Here is a 17863-nt window from a genome sequence, read left to right as displayed (position 1 = left end):
CAAGATTTACTCGTACCTAAGTGCCTCAACAGGATTAGAAAAAGTAATCTTAGCGACTGCTGAAATGACGCTAATAACTGCTACAAACATTAAGATAATAGTAGCCCATATGAACGGCATTATTCCGAAAGGTGCTTGATAAGAGAATTCATTTAACCACCGTTGCATAAGTATATAAGCCAATGGCAATCCAACAATTAATGCCACAAAAACCAGACGGACAAATTGGCCGAGAACCATTAGCATCACTTGACTGGAACTGGCACCCAATATCTTTCGAATCCCTACTTCTTTTATTCTTTGATTTAAAATCGCAATAGCCATCCCAAGTAATCCAAGTGACGCGAGGATCAGTGCAATTCCTGCAAAGACGGAAAAGATATTTAACGTCTTGACCTCCTGATCATACAATGTTCCTAATCTTTCATCTAAGAATTGATATTCAAAAGGCAGGTCTTTGTTTACTGGTGTATATATCTCCTGAATTTGATGAATGATACTGCTAAACTGATTACCGTCTACTTTAACCAATAAATGCTCCACATCATAAGGATCTGCTGTAATTAACAAAGGCTGTATATCCTGATGGAGTGATTTATAATGAAAGTCTTTTACTACACCTATTATCCTACCATCGTAAGTGGTATCATCACCCATCCACACGAGTGTAGTTCCAACCGGATTCTCCAAATTAAGTTGTTGCACCGCAATCTCATTTATCATAAAACTCAATTCAGCGGTATCCGTGGCATAGGATGGGTCAAAAGCTCGACCCTCTACGATTTCTAATCCTAAAACTTCCTCCACTCCAAAATCAACGATCACTTCTGAGAAATTGAGACTGTTTTCCTGGTCTCCTTTGACAAAAGCTGAATGCTGATTGAACTGGCCTCCCGGCAGGTTTGAAATCATAGAAGTATTGATCACTCCAGGTATCTTCTCAATTTCCCTTCGTGCCTGATAAACTTTTTGAAGGTCGATCCCTCCTAGTTCAATGCTTTCAGGTATGTCTATTGAAATGACTGCATTTTGATCAAACCCAAGCTCTTTGTTTTTCATAAATTCAATCTGACGGAAGATCATCAGACTGCCGGCTATTAAAATCGCCGAAATCGTAAATTGTAGAATAACCAATGCCCCTCTAAGCCTTACACCTCTGGAGTTTGATGAGAGCTTACCTTTTAGAACTTCCGTTGGCCTAAACGATGATAATACCATTGCCGGGTAAAACCCAGCAGTCAATCCAATGGCGATGCATCCAATAATAACTGAAATCAAGAATTTAGTATTCAATATTGCTTCTGCTGAAAACCCTTTTCCTGTCAGACCATTAAAACTTTCCAGAAAAAGAATTGATAGCCCCACAGAGAAGGCCATTGCAATCAAACAAAAAATGACTGACTCCAAATAAAACTGAACGGAAAGGTGTCTTGAAACTGCTCCCAAGGTTTTTTTAATACCTATTTCCTTCGCTCTTTCGATTGATTTAGCAGTGGTCAGGTTCACATAATTGATACTTGCTATGAGAATGAGAAAAAATAGTGTGGCAGTCAATATGTAGACATAAAGGATGTTTCCATTGTTCTCTAGTTCCCATCGTAAATTGGACGTCAAATGAATATCCGTGATTGGCTGTAATTCAAAGCCTACTTCTCCGGATTTTAATCGATCCTGCCATGGCTCACTCCAATCAAGGTAGCTTAAAACCCAACCGGGAATCTTTGTCTCTACTATTTCAGAATCAACGCCTTCTTTTAGCTTTATGTAATTGAAATGACCAAAATCTGACCATTCCATCCAGGTATCATCAGGATTAATCTGTTTGAGCGTTACATATGGAATGATCGCATTGAAGTGAAAGTGGGCATTTTTTGGCATGGGTTTAACCACTGCAGAAACCGCCAATGGCATATCATTTAATTCCAACTCTCGGCCTATGGCGCTTGAGTCCCCAAAATACTTCCTTGCCATTGGTTCTGTTATTACTAAGACAAATGGTTTTTCCAAGGCATTTTCATCCCCCTCAACAAATTCCAGATCAAATACTTGCCAAAAGGTAGAGTCCGCGAAAAAGAAATCGGGCTCCTCATAGAAAATGTTTCTTTTTATGTTTTTAACTCTAATGGACTCTTTGCTTAACCCACTTCCATACCAAGGGGAAATACTAACAGCCGCCTCCACTTCCGGAATATCTTTCACCATCGCTTGTGCCATTGGATGTGGGGTTCTGGTTTGTGGATTATCACTTATCCAAGCGATTCGAAATAAACGATCATGATTGGGAATTTCCTGATCAAAGGATTGCTCATCTACAATGAAAAGGTATATGAGCATACTACAAGTAAACCCAACAGTAAGTCCAAGCAAATTTAGAAATGAAAAAAGACCATTTCTCTTAACGTTTCTTCCAAAGGTTTTAAAAAAATTCTGAACCATGCCATTCGTTAGTTTGAGATTAAAAACATGATTCAAACTAAAGTAGGAAACTTCGTTTTGTGGTGCTTTCCGTTCGGATAGACGTTCTTCCCCATAAGATCGAACATTCTTCGCTTCCCGAAATTCGGTTGGAGTCAGTCCCGTTCGTTTCTTAAACGCCGTATTAAAGGAAGATTTGGAATTGTATCCCACCATAGCAGCCACACTCTCAATCTTTACCTGCTCATATTGCTCATCCCTTAAAATGTGACATGCATGACGTATTCGGTATCTGGCAATCAAATCCTGAAAGCTGATTTTCAATGATTCATTTAATACCTGAGAAAGATGGTGGGTAGTGACTCCTAATTCTTTGGCGAGGTTTGTCAAGGAGGCATCAGATCTCAGGTAAAATTCAGCCTCCATCACCTCTTCAATCCTATCCAACACTGCCGCTTTAATCTGGGGAGTTAAAGTGGATTTCTGATACTTATTTCCAATGGGAATTGGAGTTAAAAACTCAGATTCTTTAAGCGATTGGTACACCACAAAAACCAGAAGCAACAAGACATAGCCAGATAGTAAGTAAAGGCTCATCTGCCCTAAGATCAGAATGAGAAATCCAATAACATTTATGAAAATGAAATTTCTAAACCAGACAAGTCTACTTCCGGGATTAACAAACCAATGAAAGCCTCTTTGAGTAGCTTCATTATGAAGCAATCGAAATAGCAGAAAAACATAAACAATAATCAAGGATGTAGCTACCATTCGATCTACTAAAAAAGGAGTGAATTGTAATGCGATTGATATTGCAATAGGTATCAAATGAGCATAACTCCATCGTTTTTTTTGCGAAAAGAAAGTACTAGAGTAAAGGAAAAGAAAAACAGCTATCAGGATAAGAACCTGCCATTCATTGATGAGAAATGAAGACGAATAACGAAGTATAATCAGAAAGGAATAGCCAAGTAATAATTTTCCTAAATGCCTGGCTGCAGAAAATTTCATGAGGAGTAGCACAAAACCAAATATGCCTCCCAGAAAAGATACCATAAACGGTAAAGCCGATTCCCAGGGTAATTGCTGAAATTCCTCCACCAACCAAAAATCGGGAAATACTTGGATTTGAACACCTTCCAATTCCTTTTTCTTATATATTTATTCTCTTCAGAACTTACACTCATAGGCTAAATTTTATGAACCGATTTGCTTTTTTACTTCTCATAGCCACACTACTCTCTTGCGAGACTGATCAAAGGAATGAAGTCCTTGTGCTTGGTCTAATTCATGGTAAACATCTGACTGAACCTGAATTTTCTACTGAAGTTTTAAAGGAAATGATCCAAAAAATTGATCCTGATATCATCCTTGCTGAGATTCCTCCGGATCGCTTTCAACAAGCAATGGAGAGCTATCAAGCAACAGGGGTAGTTAATGAATACCGAGTCGCACAATTTCCTGAATATGTAGATGTCATCATTCCATTAACTAAGGAAATGGACTTTACGATTATTCCAACATCAGCCTGGACTGAAGCAATGGCGAATGATCGATTAGCCAAAATGCGTACCATTCGAGATGATCCGAATCGTGAATATGACTGGAAAAAATATGGATTAGCCAGATACATTGCTGATTCAATCAAGGTTACTTCAGGCCGTCAATACGACCCTTATTGGATAAACTCCCAAGCATATGATGACGCAAGTGAAATTGCTCTAAGCGTATACAATGAACTCTTCAATGAAGAACTTGGACTGGGTGGATGGGATAACATTAATAAGGCCCATTACAATAACATTGAAAAAGCTTTGAATGAATACGCCAATCAGGATAAGCGAATTGTAATCACTTTTGGTGCGGGACATAAGGGTTGGTTTTTACGCGAGCTTCGAAAACGTGATGATATCAAACTCCTTAGTTTAGAAGAAGCAATGGGATTAGAATCGGGAGATTAATTACATCACCATTTATGTCGCTAACCAACAAATAGCTTCCGGCCATTGTTATTGATGGATGGGATATAATAAATTAGCCCTCATTCTTGGAAATTGCCTCTTTCCAGACCATAATCGATTAAATCCTGACAGTCATACACTTTTCTTTATGGCTGAGGATACCGGATTATGTACCCACTTCAAGTATCACAAGCATAAATTGATTCTATTCCTTTCCGCCATGCGCTCGCATGCAGAAGAAATTGAAAAAGACTATTCACTTGACTATCACAAACTGTCCAAAGAAAATCAGGACAAGAGTTATGAAAATAAACTAAAAGAAACCATCGATTCTTATGCTGATATACAGGAAATTGTCACCTATGACATAGAGGATCATTTCTTTGAAAAACGGATTAAGGATTTCTGTCAGGTAGAGAAGATTAAACTTACCATAGTGGATTCACCTGGATTCATCAACACAAAAAAGAAGTTTAAGAAATTCAATACGGATTATAAACCCTTTATGCAGACGTTCTACAAGCAACAAAGGCGAGACCTTCAAATTTTGGTTGACGATGATGGGCAGCCGTCCCACGGTAGCTGGTCCTTTGATGAGGAGAATCGAAAGAAGTTACCAAAAGACGTAAGCATTCCGGATCAGCCTACCCCCAATCCTACCATTCACACAGTAGAAATTCAAAAGCTAGTGGAAGACCTCTTTCCAGATCATCCCGGAAGTACAGACAGTTTTAACTGGGCAACCACAAGAAGACAGGTATTGTATCTGCTCAATGATTTTCTCAAAGAGCGTTTTGAGAATTTCGGTCCTTATGAAGATGCCATTCACAGCAAGGAGGTATTTGTATTTCATTCCGTGCTATCTCCTTACATTAATATGGGGTTAGTGACGCCTGACGAAGTAATTGATAAGGCAATAGATTATTATCATCAAAATGACATTCATTTTCCAAGTGTTGAGGGTTTTGTTCGTCAGATCATTGGTTGGCGCGAATTTATGCGTGGCATCTACCATGAATACGATGAAAAGCTAAACGTCAATTATTTTAATCATAAGCGAAAAATGAAGACTTGTTGGTATGATGGCACCACAGGCATTCCTCCATTAGATGATGCAATCAAGAAAGCACAGAAATATGGCTACACACATCACATCGAGCGACTCATGGTGCTTGGCAATATCATGTTACTCTGTGAATTAGTCCCTGATGAGGTTTACAAATGGTTCATGGAGATGTATGTCGACTCGGCAGATTGGGTGATGGCACCTAATGTCTATGGAATGAGTCAATTTGCTGACGGAGGCATCTTTGCCACCAAACCTTATATCGGTGGGGCCAACTACATCAAAAAAATGAGCGATTATGGAAAGGGAGATTGGGAGGATACGGTGAATGGTCTATTCTGGCGATTCATTGATAAAAACCTGGAGACATTTGCCAACAACCAGCGCATGTCTATGATGGTGGCTACCCTTAAAAAAATGAATCCTGAGAAGAAGGAAAGGATATTTAAAGCAGCGAATCGGTTTATTGAGAAAGTAACTACATGATACTAATCCCGAGCTTCTGCCTGTCGAATCTTCGTCCTAGAATTAAAATGATAATAACATATTATTGAAGATGCCGGAATAAATCCGGCAACTAGCTATTCCCGGCCTTGTGCCGGGATCTTCATATTAGTGTGTGGCCAACTCTTAAACTGGCCAGGTCAAGATTTAAAGCAAGTTTGCTAACTTGAGGTAAAACCAACTGACCATGAAAAACCTATTCTATTTCGCTTTAGCAATCATATTTACCTATTGCCAGCCAACCAGCCAGACAGAATCAACATCTGACACTTACCTCGATTATTCTAATCGTGATGATGAGTTATCAGGTGGGGTGAAAATGATTCCAATCCAAACAGCGTCGGGTGAATTTAATGTGTACACGAAAAGGGTTGGAAATAATCCTAAAATGAAGCTACTCCTGCTTCATGGTGGTCCGGGTGCAACGCATGAATATTTCGAATGCTTTGACTCATTCCTACCGAAAGCTGGGATAGAATATTACTATTATGATCAACTTGAATCAGCTTATAGCGACCAGCCTAACGATTCTTCACTTTGGACAGTAGAACGATATGTTGACGAGGTAGAGCAAGTCAGAAAGGCACTTGGTTTAAACAAAGATAATTTTTACTTACTTGGAAGTTCATGGGGTGGCATACTGGCCATGGAATATGCTTTAAAGTATCAGGAAAACCTCAAAGGAGTGATCATTTCCAATATGATGGCATCAGTTCCAGAATACAACACATATGCTGTAGAAGTGCTAGGTCCACAATTGGATTCAGCTGTTTTAGCTGAAGTCATGGCTCTGGAGGCAGCTGAAGATTTTGGCAATCCAAGATATGCTGAGCTTTTGTACAATAATTATTATACCGAGCATGTACTTAGAATGCCATTAGCAGATTGGCCAAATCCAGTGAATCGGGCGTTTGCGAACATTAATTATGACCTCTATTTAACCATGCAAGGTCCAAGTGAATTTGGAATCAAAGGCGGGGCAAAACTTGAAAACTGGGATATTACGGATCAGCTCCCGAACATCACGGTTCCTAGCCTATCCATTGGAGGAGCGTATGATACTATGGATCCAGAACACATGGAAATGATTGCGAATACTGTCCAGAATGGACAATACCTCCATTGCCCAAATGGTAGCCATTTAGCAATGTATGATGACCAGCAAACCTATTTTGAAGGTTTAATCAAGTTCATGAAAGATGTAAATTCAAGTCAATAGAAAATCCTGCTCTGAATTCTTTGCCTTTAAAAGGCAGTATAGCATTTAAAATTCGACTATTTCTTTACATCCAAATTAAAAATCACGCTATCATCACCGTCCGACTCACTTGTCAGAATTATCTCAATTACCAGTTCATCACCTGCTTTCAGGTTTTCATTAAAATACTTCATACCAATCTTCGCAGATGTCTTAATCGATCCAATTCTTACACCGTCACGAATTTGAGTGGTTTCTACTGATTCAATTTTTAATCCCGAAGAATATGCAATTTGTAAATATCTAGAACTATTGATAAGGTAGATTCCTTTTCCATCATTTTCAACAGAGGAAGCTATACGATCTCCTGTCTCTGTAAATAATTCGAAATTAGCTTCCTGAAAAAAGCATGAAATGAGTATGGCAAATACGTACATATGAGTTAATGATTAGTGATACTAGATAAACCTCTAAATAATAGAATTATTATAATTAGTTCATAATACATGTTTTTTAAGGATTGCAATTACCTCTTAAAAAAAGTAATTTCAACAGATAACCTTTACATTTATGAAAAAGCTACAAAGCTTCGTATGCCTACAAAAATATGAATCCTAAATATCTACTTGGTGGTTTAGTATCATTGCCACTTTTGCCGATTATGTTTTACCAGGGAATGCGCATCAAAGCCAAAATCCCTCCCCTTCCTGAGGCGAAAGGCTTGAATGGAATTGCAAATGTTTCAGCTAAAAGAACCATTCGCTTGATAACGATTGGTGAAAGCTCAATGGCTGGTGTTGGTGTAAATACGCATGAAGAAGGATTTACTGGAACACTTGCAGAACGATTGGCTGGTATCATCAAAGTAAACGTTTCATGGAAGGTGTATGCTAAAAGTGGATTTACAGTAAAGCGTGCTACCCAGAAAATTATTCCATCAATAAAGGAAGATAAAGTTGATCTGATTGTGGTTGGATTGGGTGGAAATGATGCTTTTGAGTTGAATACTCCATCTGGATGGATCAAAGATGTCCATGAATTAATTCTATCACTCAGAACCAAATTTGGTAATGTACCTATTGTATTCAGTAATATGCCTCCCATCAAAGACTTTCCGGCGTTTACACCCCTCATGAAATTTGCTATTGGCAACCTTGTGGAAATCTTTGCGGAGGAACTTGAAAAGGTATGTCAAAGGACCGATCACGTGTATTTTTCATCAGAAATAATCAAAGTTTCAGATTGGATAGATCGATTGGGGAACAGGCATTCGCATGAAGATTTTTTTAGTGATGGTGTTCACCCCTCCAAGCTAACGTATCAGACATGGGCTAATGTGATTGCCAAATTCATAGAAAAAGAGGTCACCTTATGAACACCAAAGTCAATTGGTTTTTTGAAAAAGCCACCCAATGGAAAGAGGAATATTCCCAACTCCGAAGAATTGCGCTGGATTGTGGATTAATTGAAGAATTAAAATGGGGCCACCCTTGCTATACATACAAGGGAGATAACATTGTCTTGATCCATGGTTTTAAAAATTATTGCGCCCTGTTCTTTCATAAAGGCGCTTTACTCAAAGACTCAGAGAAAATCTTAGTTCAGCAGACTGAGAATGTTCAATCTGCACGCCAGATGCGATTTACCAATGCCACAGAGATTGGAAATCAGCAAGCAACAATAAAAGCATATATCTACGAGGCGATTGAGGTAGAAAAAGCTGGCCTGAAAGTAGAGATGAAAGGAACAAAAGATTTTCCAATGCCAGAAGAGCTCGCGCAAAAATTCGAACGAAACGCAGGATTCAAAACTGCCTTTGAAGCGTTAACACCTGGACGTCAACGCGGATATCTCCTGCATTTCTCAAAAGCAAAGCAATCATCGACAAGAGTTTCACGTATTGAAAAAAGTATGTCCAGAATCTTCGAAGGTAAAGGCTGGAACGAGCGATAAGAAACCATTTTAAAACAAATCAACGTTGTTGATTTTATGAACCTCGAACAGAACAAACAAAACGCCATTGCTTTCTACCGTACAGCCTATGAGGGCAATCCTGCGGAAGCAGTAAAGCAATATGTCGGCGATGATTACATTCAACACAATCCTGATGTTGCCAACGGGACACAAGGCTTTATTGACTATTTTGAGCGTATGCAAAAGGAGTATCCCGATAAGTCGATTGAATTTGTACGTTGCATTGCGGAGGGGGATTTAGTCGCCCTTCACACCCATCAAACCTGGCCCGGAAATGATCAATATGTAACGATGGACTTCTTTCGTTTTGATAAGTTTGGAAAGATTTGCGAACACTGGGATTCGATCCAACAAATCCCGGAAAAGTCCGCTAACCCAAATACAATGTATTGAAGCTAATTTTAGCTTTCTATCAATTTATCAATGAAGGCAGTAATCTACGAGCAATTCCAGGGACTACTTAGCATAGAGAACGTTCCTGATCCAACACCAAAACCCCATGGGGTTGTAGTGAGAGTTAGCGCGACAGGCCTGTGTCGAAGTGACTGGCATGGATGGATGGGCCATGATTCTGATATCCAACTGCCTCATGTCCCGGGGCATGAGTTGGCTGGAATTATAGAAGCGGTAGGAATTGAAGTTAAAAAATTCAAGAAAGGTCATCGAGTAACTGTTCCTTTTGTTTGCGGTTGTGGTTCTTGTTCACAATGCACATCAGGTAATCATCAGGTTTGCGATCATCAATCACAACCCGGCTTCACACACTGGGGTTCGTTTGCTGAATATGTAGCCTTAGATTATGCAGATACCAACTTGGTGAAACTTCCTGAACAAATAGATGACATAACTGCCTCTATTCTTGGCTGTCGGTTCATCACATCATTCCGAGCAGTTGTAGATCAGGGGAAGGTTGAAGAAGGTCAGTTTGTAGTAGTGCATGGTTGCGGAGGTGTAGGACTTTCAGCCATCATGATTGCACATGCACTGAGTGCTCAAGTAATAGCCATAGATATCAATGAGGATACGTTAAACCTTGCAAAAAAGCTTGGAGCTTCTACTACGATAAATGCAAAAACCAATGATGTAGTACAAGCAATTAAATCTGTCACAAATGGAGGCACTCATGTATCAATTGACGCATTAGGGAGTCAAAAAACTTGCTTCAATTCTATCGCAAGTCTCAGAAAAAGAGGAAGACATGTACAGGTTGGTTTGATGACTGGAGATCACCATCACCCTAAGATACCAATGGATCAAGTGCTTGCGAATGAATTGGAGATTATTGGCAGTCATGGTATGCAGGCCTTCAAATATCCTAAAATGCTAAAAATGATAACTGATGGCAGCTTAAGGCCTCAGCAATTAATTGAGAGAACCATATCTCTGGAAGAAGCAGTTTCCGCTCTGCCAAACATGAATAAATTTGAACACACTGGAGCACTTGTTATCCATTCATTTTAGTAATAATGAGAGTAATCATTTTAATGTCAATACTAGTCTTTTCTGCCTGTGAATCAAGTAGAGAAGAAAATGAGAAGGTAGAATCGAAAGAGTCACTTTCTTTCAATTCTAAACAATGGAAAGAAAAGAAGCTGGACGAATATCCATTCCGACCACTGATGTATGAAGAAGTCTTATATAGCGATTCTGTTCGTACGCTTTCAAAGTCAGAGGTATTGAAAATGTTAGGAAACCCTGATAAAGAGGAAAATAATCATCTTTACTACACTATCGAACGCAATGCTATTGGTTCTTGGACCCTCAAACAAAAATCACTTATTGTTAAATTCAGAAGTGATAACTCTGTTGAATGGATTAAGCTGTATGAATAAGCCAAAATCAATAAACCCTGAAAACATTTTTCTAATAGATGGAATTGGAGCACTTATTTCAACATTTCTTCTTGGTTTTGTTTTGATTAAACTTCAAGAGTGGATCGGAATGCCACAACACTTGCTTGAGCTATTGGCAGCACTCGCTTTTATTTTCGCCATTTATTCATTCTCAATGCACATTTTCAAACCTAAAAATTGGCAATTGTTTCTTCGCATCATTGCTTACACGAATCTCACATATTGTATAATCACTTTGTACCTCATCGTCGCTCAATTCAACAGCCTTACGTCTCTTGGTATCACCTATTTTTTAGTTGAAATTGTAGTTATCCTCGCTTTAGTCAAAATTGAATTCCAAACCATTCGAACGGACAATTATTAGAGACTGAAATTTTAAAATTATTTTCAAATCCCTTCTTATTCTTAGGCGCCTATTTCGTTTTTCAAATCACATTTAGTTTTAATATTTAATTTTTTGAATAAGCCAAATTTTTATCCTTTGAAAGGGTATTATGCAATATTTTAATTAAATTATCATAAACCTAAAACCTATGAAAATGAAATATCCAGCCTCACTATTTTTCGTTGCATTTATGGTAGTTAATTGTCAGACAAAAACACCAGCAGCACAAATGACCGGAGGAGAAGAACAAGTACGTGATAAACTAACCGGAGCGTGGAGAATGACTGATTATATGACGGTAACAAACGAAGGTGATACCTCTACCGATGAACGTGTTCAATACAAAATGTATGTGGATGGAAGTGTGATGTGGGGATTTGAATCTCCCGCTGAATACACGGAGTGGTTTGGTTACGGTACATATAACATTGAAGGAGACACCTTATATGAAACCATGCTTTCCGGATCCTGGGCATTTAGGCAAGCAATTGCCAATGATGGTAACTTTTTCAGAATTGCGATTGATATGAAGGACTCTACCTACACCCAGATTATCAAAGGTGAAGAAGAAACGACATACGAGTCTTATGTGAGAATAATTAACTAAGTGGATACACCTATAACTCCCAACCTCCTTGGTGTCATTTAACTTATTAATTTGAAGTTTAGTGTCAAAGCATAACACTTGCGTAACATGTGGGTTGTCATATTTGTGTTCGATTAGAATAACAAATGGAGAAACCCTCATTTAAAGAAGCCTTTTGGTTCTGGTTAAAGCTCGGATTCATAAGCTTTGGTGGACCCGCGGGTCAAATCGCCATCATGCACGAATTTTTGGTTGACAAAAAAAAGTGGATTTCGGATAGTCGTTTTCTGCATGCACTCAATTACACCATGATTCTTCCCGGACCTGAGGCACAGCAATTGGCTACTTATACTGGTTGGTTACTTCATGGCACAAAAGGCGGGCTAATCGCTGGGAGCTTCTTTATTCTGCCATCCATGTTCATTCTCCTTGGATTAACAGCTCTATATGCTACATTCGGTAATATCCCCTGGGTTTATGCGCTTTTCGATGGACTAAAACCTGCGGTGATTGCAATTGTCATCCTCGCGCTAATCAAAATTGGTAAAAAGTCGCTTCACACCATTTTCCATTTCATTATAGCCATTGCGGCTTTTATTAGCATCTTCTTTTTCAATATCAGTTTTCCAGTTATTATTTTGGTCTCACTTTTAATAGCTTTTATCACTCAGAAATTTCTTCCTTCACTTTTTCATCAGACTGCCAATGCAAAAGCACAGCTTGCGAAGGATGAAGAAACGTACTACATCAATGAAAATCATTACATGGAAGATGCTGGATTCAAAGGCTCCAGATTGGTCAAACAAGTAATAATTACTGCTATTATCTGGATAACACCTTTCGCCTTATTTTATACTCTTTCCCCTGATTTTGCTTTCTGGAAAGAGTTAACGCTCTTTTTTACAAAGGCTGCATTTGTCACTTTCGGAGGTGCTTATGCGGTATTGCCCTATGTCGCTCAAGTAAGTGTAGAAGAACTTCATTGGCTATCTGAACTTCAAATGATCGATGGACTTGCACTTGGAGAAACAACTCCCGGCCCATTAGTAATGGTATTGGTATTTGTTGGTTTTATGGCCGGATACAATTCTTTCAATGGGTCACTAATGATGGGCTCATTGGCACTTATTACAACCACCATTTACACGTTCATCCCTTGCTTTCTGTTCATTTTTGCTGGCGCTCCTATAATTGAAAAAACACGAGATAATGAAACCATAAAACAAGCCTTGAGTATTGTTACAGCCGCAGTTGTTGGAGTTATCCTTAATCTGACCATCTATCTAGGAAAAGTGGTTGTTTTCCCTTCTGAGTTAAGTTTAAATGGTCTGGATTATATTGTTCTCATTTGGATCGTCATTTCGTTTTTCGCGCTTTATCGGTTCAGGGTTAACATGATCACATGGATAGGTGTGAGTGCCTTGTTTGGACTAATTCGATATCTCATTGAAGTAGGAATTTAATATTTAGTAATTCAAACTTTCGTATGCCTGCTTAGTTATGATTGCATGGCAAAGAATTATATAGTCGTCGGAGGAAGCTCCGGTATTGGATACGAAATCACTAGGCAATTAACACAGAAAGGTCATAACGTCACTGTTCTTTCAAGAAGTAATGGGGAACTGGGTTCACTATCAAATGTTTCACACATTGAGTATGATGTGACGTCAAATGAAGGCCCTAAACTTGACTTAGAAACAGTAGATGGATTTGCATATTGTCCAGGTACAATAAACTTAAAGCCTTTTCACGGATTAAAGTCTGATGATTTCCAGGATGATTTTGAAGTCAATGTTAAAGGTGCAGTTAAAACCCTTCAGTCGGTTGTTAAGACAATGAAAAAAACAGAAGGCTCATCAATTGTTTTTTTTAGTACGGTGGCTGTCTCTCAAGGTATGCCTTTTCATGCCTCTGTTGCAGCGAGTAAGGGGGCTCTTGAGGGAATTACTCGTTCATTAGCTGCAGAATTGGCACCAAAAGTACGTGTCAACTGTATTGCGCTCTCAGTTACAGACACGCCTTTAGCAAGCAGAATTCTTTCTTCAGATGAAAAAAAGAAAAGTTCAGGAGAGCGACATGCTTTAAATCGAGTAGGATCAGCTGAAGAGGTGGCAAGATTAGCTACCTTTCTACTATCAGACGATTCCAGCTGGATGACCGGACAGATTATCGGTCTGGATGGAGGCATGTCTGCAGTAAGACCACTTTAAATGAAAATTATCTTAACAGGTTCTACCGGCTATATAGGTCGACGTTTACTTCCCGATCTAGTGGATGCGGGTCACCATGTGGTTTGCCCAGTTCGGGATAAGCGAAGGTTTGATTTCGAAGATTTTGATGATGAATTCTTGAAATCTGTTGAGGTTATCGAATGTGACTTTCTAGATTCGGATAGTTTAAAAAAGCTTCCAAAGGACATTGATGCGGCATATTACCTCATTCACTCGCTCACTTCCAATAGTAAAGAATTCAGTAAGCTTGAAGCAACTACCGCTGAAAATTTTGTCGATTATTTAAGCACAACCAAAACAAGCCAGATTATCTATTTGGGTGGTATAGCTAATGATGAAGAATTATCCGATCACCTATCGTCTCGTCAAAATGTCGAAGAGATATTAAAAAAATCAAAGGTCAAGCTAACTGTCTTAAGATCAGCAATCATCATTGGATCTGGAGGAGCTTCATTTGAGATCATAAGAGATTTAGTCGAAAAACTCCCTGTTATGATTGCTCCAAAATGGCTGAATAGCAAATGTCAGCCAATTGGCATCTATAATGTCATGCAATATCTGTCCGGAGTGCTGGGAAATAAAGAAGCTTATGATAAAACATATGATATCGGTGGGAAAGATATACTAACCTATAAGCAAATGCTTTTACAATTTGCTGAGGTAAGAGGGTTAAAAAGGTACATTTTAACTGTTCCAGTATTAACAATAAAACTTTCTTCTCTTTGGCTTTATCTGGTAACATCTACTTCATACAGGCTAGCAAGAAACCTGGTCGACAGTATGAAAAACGAAGTAATCGTTCGCGATGATAGTATTGCCAACATTGTTCCAATAAAAAAATTGAGCTACAAAGAGTCTTTAGAGAGAACGTTTTTAAGAATAAACCAAAAGCAAGTAGTCTCTAGCTGGAAAGACTCATTCTCTGATCCTAATTTTAGTTCAAGTTTTCTTCGTCAATACGAAGCTCCAAAACATGGCTGTTTCAAAGATTTCAAAAACTTTACATTCGATCGAGATCCTAAAGAAGTGATAGATAATGTATGGGCAATTGGTGGGGAAAGAGGATGGTATTACGGCAACTTCCTATGGAAAATAAGAGGATTCCTGGATAAGCTGGTCGGTGGTGTAGGACTAAGAAGAGGTAGGAGAAGTCCCAATGATCTTAAGGGCGGTGATTCATTGGATTTTTGGAGAGTGCTGTATGCAAACAAAGAGGAATGTCGTCTTTTGCTTTTTGCTGAGATGAAGCTTCCAGGAGATGCGTGGCTAGAATTCAAAATCAAACCGAAAGACGATAAATATTGCTTGATTCAAACAGCAACTTTCAGACCTTTAGGATTATGGGGTAGGCTCTATTGGTATTTGGTCTTTCCCTTTCATGGTTTCATTTTTAAAAATATGGCAAGGAATATTATTTCGTATCAAGCAAAATAATGAGTAAACCACAAGTCACTATATTCTGGTTTCGGAGGGACCTCCGTTTGGAAGACAACAGGAGTTTGTATCACGCGCATCAGGAAGAATATCCGGTTCAACCGATATTCATTTTTGATACCCACATTCTTGATGAACTACCGTCAAAAGATGCACGGGTAGAATTCATTCATCAGGAGATTTTGAGACTTCAGGGAGAGGTCCGCAATCATGGCGGAACCTTAGATATTCGAGTGGGCACACCTGAACAAGAATGGAAAAAACTACTCGAAGATTACGACGTCAAATCTGTTTGGGCGAACAAAGATTATGAACCGTATGCCAGAGAGCGAGATGAAAAAATTCACCATTTACTTAAAGAACATGGTATTGAATTCAGAGCAAAAAAAGATCATGTAATTTTTGAAAAGGATGAGATCGTAAAAGACAATGGAGATCCATATGTGGTTTACACACCTTATAGCAAGCTGTGGAAAAAAACATTAGAAGGGGGACACCTTAGCTCTTATAAATCAGAGGAAGAATCCAATTGGTATCAAACGGATGTTAAAGAAATTCCTGCTTTAAAAGAGATTGGTTTTGAGCCATCAGGGATTGAATTTCCAGATCGAAAATTGAATAAATCTGTTGTTGAAAAATATGATGAAACCAGGGACATTCCGGCCATCCGAGGAACCAGCAGAATGAGTTTACATCTCCGCTTTGGGACGGTTAGCATTAGGAAACTTGTGAGGGAAGCAAAAGCGCTGAATGAGAAGTACCTCAATGAACTGATTTGGCGTGATTTTTATCAAGCGATTTTATGGCATTTTCCAAAAGTTATTGATCAAAATTTTAACAGTAAATACGACGAAATAACGTGGCGAAATAACGAGGAGGAATTTGAAAAATGGAAGGCCGGAAAGACAGGCTATCCCATCGTCGATGCGGGCATAAGAGAGCTCAACAAAACAGGATTTATGCATAACCGTGTACGGATGATAGTTGCCAGCTTTTTAACTAAACATCTACTCATAGATTGGCGGTGGGGAGAGGCTTACTTCGCTGAAAAATTACTGGATTATGAACTGGCCAGTAACAACGGGGGTTGGCAGTGGGCAGCAGGTACAGGAGTAGATGCCCAACCATATTTCAGGATCTTTAATCCGTATTCACAGACAGACAAATTTGATAAGAATAGAAAGTACATCAACAAATGGGTTCCGGAAATTGACACCCAATATTACCCTGATCCGATAGTCGATCATAAAGAAGCAAGGGAACGCTGTTTAGACGCATATAAGCGTGCGTTGAACTAAATTACTAATTTTATTAGTATTATTCATAAATTAAACTTAATTACTTAATTATCAGGAGTTTTACGCTCAGTTTACTAATCAATTACTTCAACTAATAGATAACATAATTGAGCTTCACCCGTAATAAAGGTTTACTTTAATGAGGGTTAAAAATCAGCAAGCTCACTTGTGAATCCATTCACGATCAAAGATATAATACTCCCTACCCTTATATTTTCCATCTACATTATTTTGGCTGGATTCTTTATCAAACAAACTTTATGTTGCCGGCAAAAGCCTAGGTCGAATTGTGACTGGATAGGAGGACTTGTTGAAAAAAATCAAGACAGTGTTACCCACTCCCTACAACTAACTGTGTCTGGAAATGAGTTAGGGCAACTTCAAACCACACTGGAAAAACAAACCAAAATCCTTCAAGAATTTTTTTCAGATCTAGGATTAACGGAAGTGGAACTTACGGTAGGTTCACTAACTATTCAGGACAATCTAGCATCACTCTAGGGTTGACAAAATACTTATAACCAGAATCGCTATACAGCTAGGGTTGATTTTAATTTGCAAATAACTTAATTAGGTTGAATGAGTGAGGCGATGTATAACGTTCAAAGTATCAAAGGTCAGGGGTCTTATCATCGGCTCAAAAAACACTGGCACCCTGTCCAATAATATCTATACAAAGGTCAATGAAATCAAACCTGAAATGATTGAAGCAGCAACCACGAATGTCGGGCAGGCAGCATGGTAATTTGCTCATGATTCAGGGTCCAAAGTAGGTAGTTAAAGTCAGCCAATAAGGGCCTATTCTCCATCATGGATTTAGATCCATATTCTGGTATCAGGAGGAAGGTAAGGATTGTTTCTGAGTTAGAATTTTACCTGGAAGATTGGCGATCTTAGGCTGATTCATCTCAGCTTCTTCTCTGCCATACATCATATCCTGGCCAATGGATTTGACCAA

Annotated in this window: 17 protein-coding genes; 14 read left to right on the top strand and 3 right to left on the bottom strand. The window is 38.8% G+C overall.

Features of this window, described 5'->3' with window-relative positions:
- Window positions 1–6: 6 nt before the first annotated feature.
- A complete protein-coding gene (locus ACOMC3_RS05355) occupies window positions 7–3516 on the bottom strand; it encodes an ABC transporter permease (RefSeq protein ID WP_420318501.1) in 3510 nt (1169 codons plus the stop codon).
- Between the two features lie 98 nt (window positions 3517–3614).
- Between ACOMC3_RS05355 and ACOMC3_RS05350 the strand changes: the two genes are divergently transcribed.
- The 3 genes from ACOMC3_RS05350 to ACOMC3_RS05340 all read left to right on the top strand — a co-directional run bounded on the left by ACOMC3_RS05350 (window position 3615) and on the right by ACOMC3_RS05340 (window position 7165).
- Window positions 3615–4376, top strand: a complete 762-nt coding sequence (locus tag ACOMC3_RS05350) for a hypothetical protein (RefSeq protein WP_420318500.1) — start codon at window positions 3615–3617, stop codon at window positions 4374–4376.
- 58 nt (window positions 4377–4434) lie between these two features.
- Window positions 4435–5928 carry a cryptochrome/photolyase family protein gene (locus ACOMC3_RS05345; protein WP_420318499.1) on the top strand — a complete coding sequence of 498 codons (1494 nt, stop codon included), beginning with the start codon at window positions 4435–4437 and terminating at the stop codon, window positions 5926–5928.
- A 205-nt stretch (window positions 5929–6133) separates the two neighbouring features.
- A complete protein-coding gene (locus ACOMC3_RS05340; protein WP_420318498.1) occupies window positions 6134–7165 on the top strand; it encodes a proline iminopeptidase-family hydrolase in 1032 nt (343 codons plus the stop codon).
- A gap of 56 nt (window positions 7166–7221) precedes the next feature.
- Here the strand turns inward: ACOMC3_RS05340 and ACOMC3_RS05335 are convergent, their stop codons facing one another.
- Entirely contained in the window at window positions 7222–7581 is a 360-nt protein-coding gene (locus ACOMC3_RS05335; RefSeq protein WP_420318497.1) for a hypothetical protein, read from the bottom strand.
- 170 nt (window positions 7582–7751) lie between these two features.
- Here ACOMC3_RS05335 and ACOMC3_RS05330 point away from each other — a divergent pair, with 170 nt between their 5' ends.
- The 11 genes from ACOMC3_RS05330 (at window position 7752) to ACOMC3_RS05280 (ending at window position 16905) form a co-directional block, all read left to right on the top strand.
- Window positions 7752–8519 (top strand): SGNH/GDSL hydrolase family protein, encoded by a 768-nt coding sequence (locus ACOMC3_RS05330; protein ID WP_420318496.1) that lies wholly within the window; start codon window positions 7752–7754, stop codon window positions 8517–8519.
- Window positions 8516–9097 carry a YdeI/OmpD-associated family protein gene (locus tag ACOMC3_RS05325; protein ID WP_420318495.1) on the top strand — a complete coding sequence of 194 codons (582 nt, stop codon included), beginning with the start codon at window positions 8516–8518 and terminating at the stop codon, window positions 9095–9097. The genes ACOMC3_RS05330 and ACOMC3_RS05325 overlap by 4 nt, the downstream gene beginning before the upstream one ends.
- A 36-nt stretch (window positions 9098–9133) precedes the next feature.
- Window positions 9134–9511 carry an ester cyclase gene (locus tag ACOMC3_RS05320; protein WP_420318494.1) on the top strand — a complete coding sequence of 126 codons (378 nt, stop codon included), beginning with the start codon at window positions 9134–9136 and terminating at the stop codon, window positions 9509–9511.
- A gap of 30 nt (window positions 9512–9541) precedes the next feature.
- Window positions 9542–10579: a zinc-dependent alcohol dehydrogenase family protein gene (locus ACOMC3_RS05315; protein WP_420318493.1), complete on the top strand. Its 1038-nt coding sequence runs from the start codon at window positions 9542–9544 to the stop codon at window positions 10577–10579.
- 5 nt (window positions 10580–10584) lie between these two features.
- Window positions 10585–10950: a hypothetical protein gene (locus ACOMC3_RS05310; RefSeq protein ID WP_420318492.1), complete on the top strand. Its 366-nt coding sequence runs from the start codon at window positions 10585–10587 to the stop codon at window positions 10948–10950.
- Window positions 10943–11335: a hypothetical protein gene (locus ACOMC3_RS05305; protein WP_420318491.1), complete on the top strand. Its 393-nt coding sequence runs from the start codon at window positions 10943–10945 to the stop codon at window positions 11333–11335. Before ACOMC3_RS05310 ends, ACOMC3_RS05305 begins: the two co-directional genes overlap by 8 nt.
- 175 nt (window positions 11336–11510) lie before the next feature.
- Window positions 11511–11963: a hypothetical protein gene (locus ACOMC3_RS05300; protein WP_420318490.1), complete on the top strand. Its 453-nt coding sequence runs from the start codon at window positions 11511–11513 to the stop codon at window positions 11961–11963.
- Window positions 11964–12088: 125 nt separating this feature from the next.
- Window positions 12089–13405: a chromate efflux transporter gene (gene chrA / locus ACOMC3_RS05295; protein ID WP_420318489.1), complete on the top strand. Its 1317-nt coding sequence runs from the start codon at window positions 12089–12091 to the stop codon at window positions 13403–13405.
- A gap of 45 nt (window positions 13406–13450) precedes the next feature.
- Window positions 13451–14152 (top strand): SDR family NAD(P)-dependent oxidoreductase, encoded by a 702-nt coding sequence (locus tag ACOMC3_RS05290; protein ID WP_420318488.1) that lies wholly within the window; start codon window positions 13451–13453, stop codon window positions 14150–14152.
- Window positions 14153–15607: an SDR family oxidoreductase gene (locus ACOMC3_RS05285; RefSeq protein WP_420318487.1), complete on the top strand. Its 1455-nt coding sequence runs from the start codon at window positions 14153–14155 to the stop codon at window positions 15605–15607. It abuts the gene before it with no gap.
- Window positions 15607–16905: a cryptochrome/photolyase family protein gene (locus ACOMC3_RS05280; RefSeq protein ID WP_420318486.1), complete on the top strand. Its 1299-nt coding sequence runs from the start codon at window positions 15607–15609 to the stop codon at window positions 16903–16905. Before ACOMC3_RS05285 ends, ACOMC3_RS05280 begins: the two co-directional genes overlap by 1 nt.
- 835 nt (window positions 16906–17740) lie before the next feature.
- Here the strand turns inward: ACOMC3_RS05280 and ACOMC3_RS05275 are convergent.
- On the bottom strand, window positions 17741–17863 hold the full coding sequence (locus tag ACOMC3_RS05275; RefSeq protein WP_420318485.1) for a hypothetical protein: 123 nt from the start codon (window positions 17861–17863) through the stop codon (window positions 17741–17743).

Source organism: Ekhidna sp., assembly GCF_965212185.1.
In the GTDB taxonomy this organism is placed as follows: domain Bacteria; phylum Bacteroidota; class Bacteroidia; order Cytophagales; family Cyclobacteriaceae; genus Ekhidna.
Note: the sequence above shows the minus strand (reverse complement) of the source record. Positions and strands in the feature narration are given on the sequence as shown.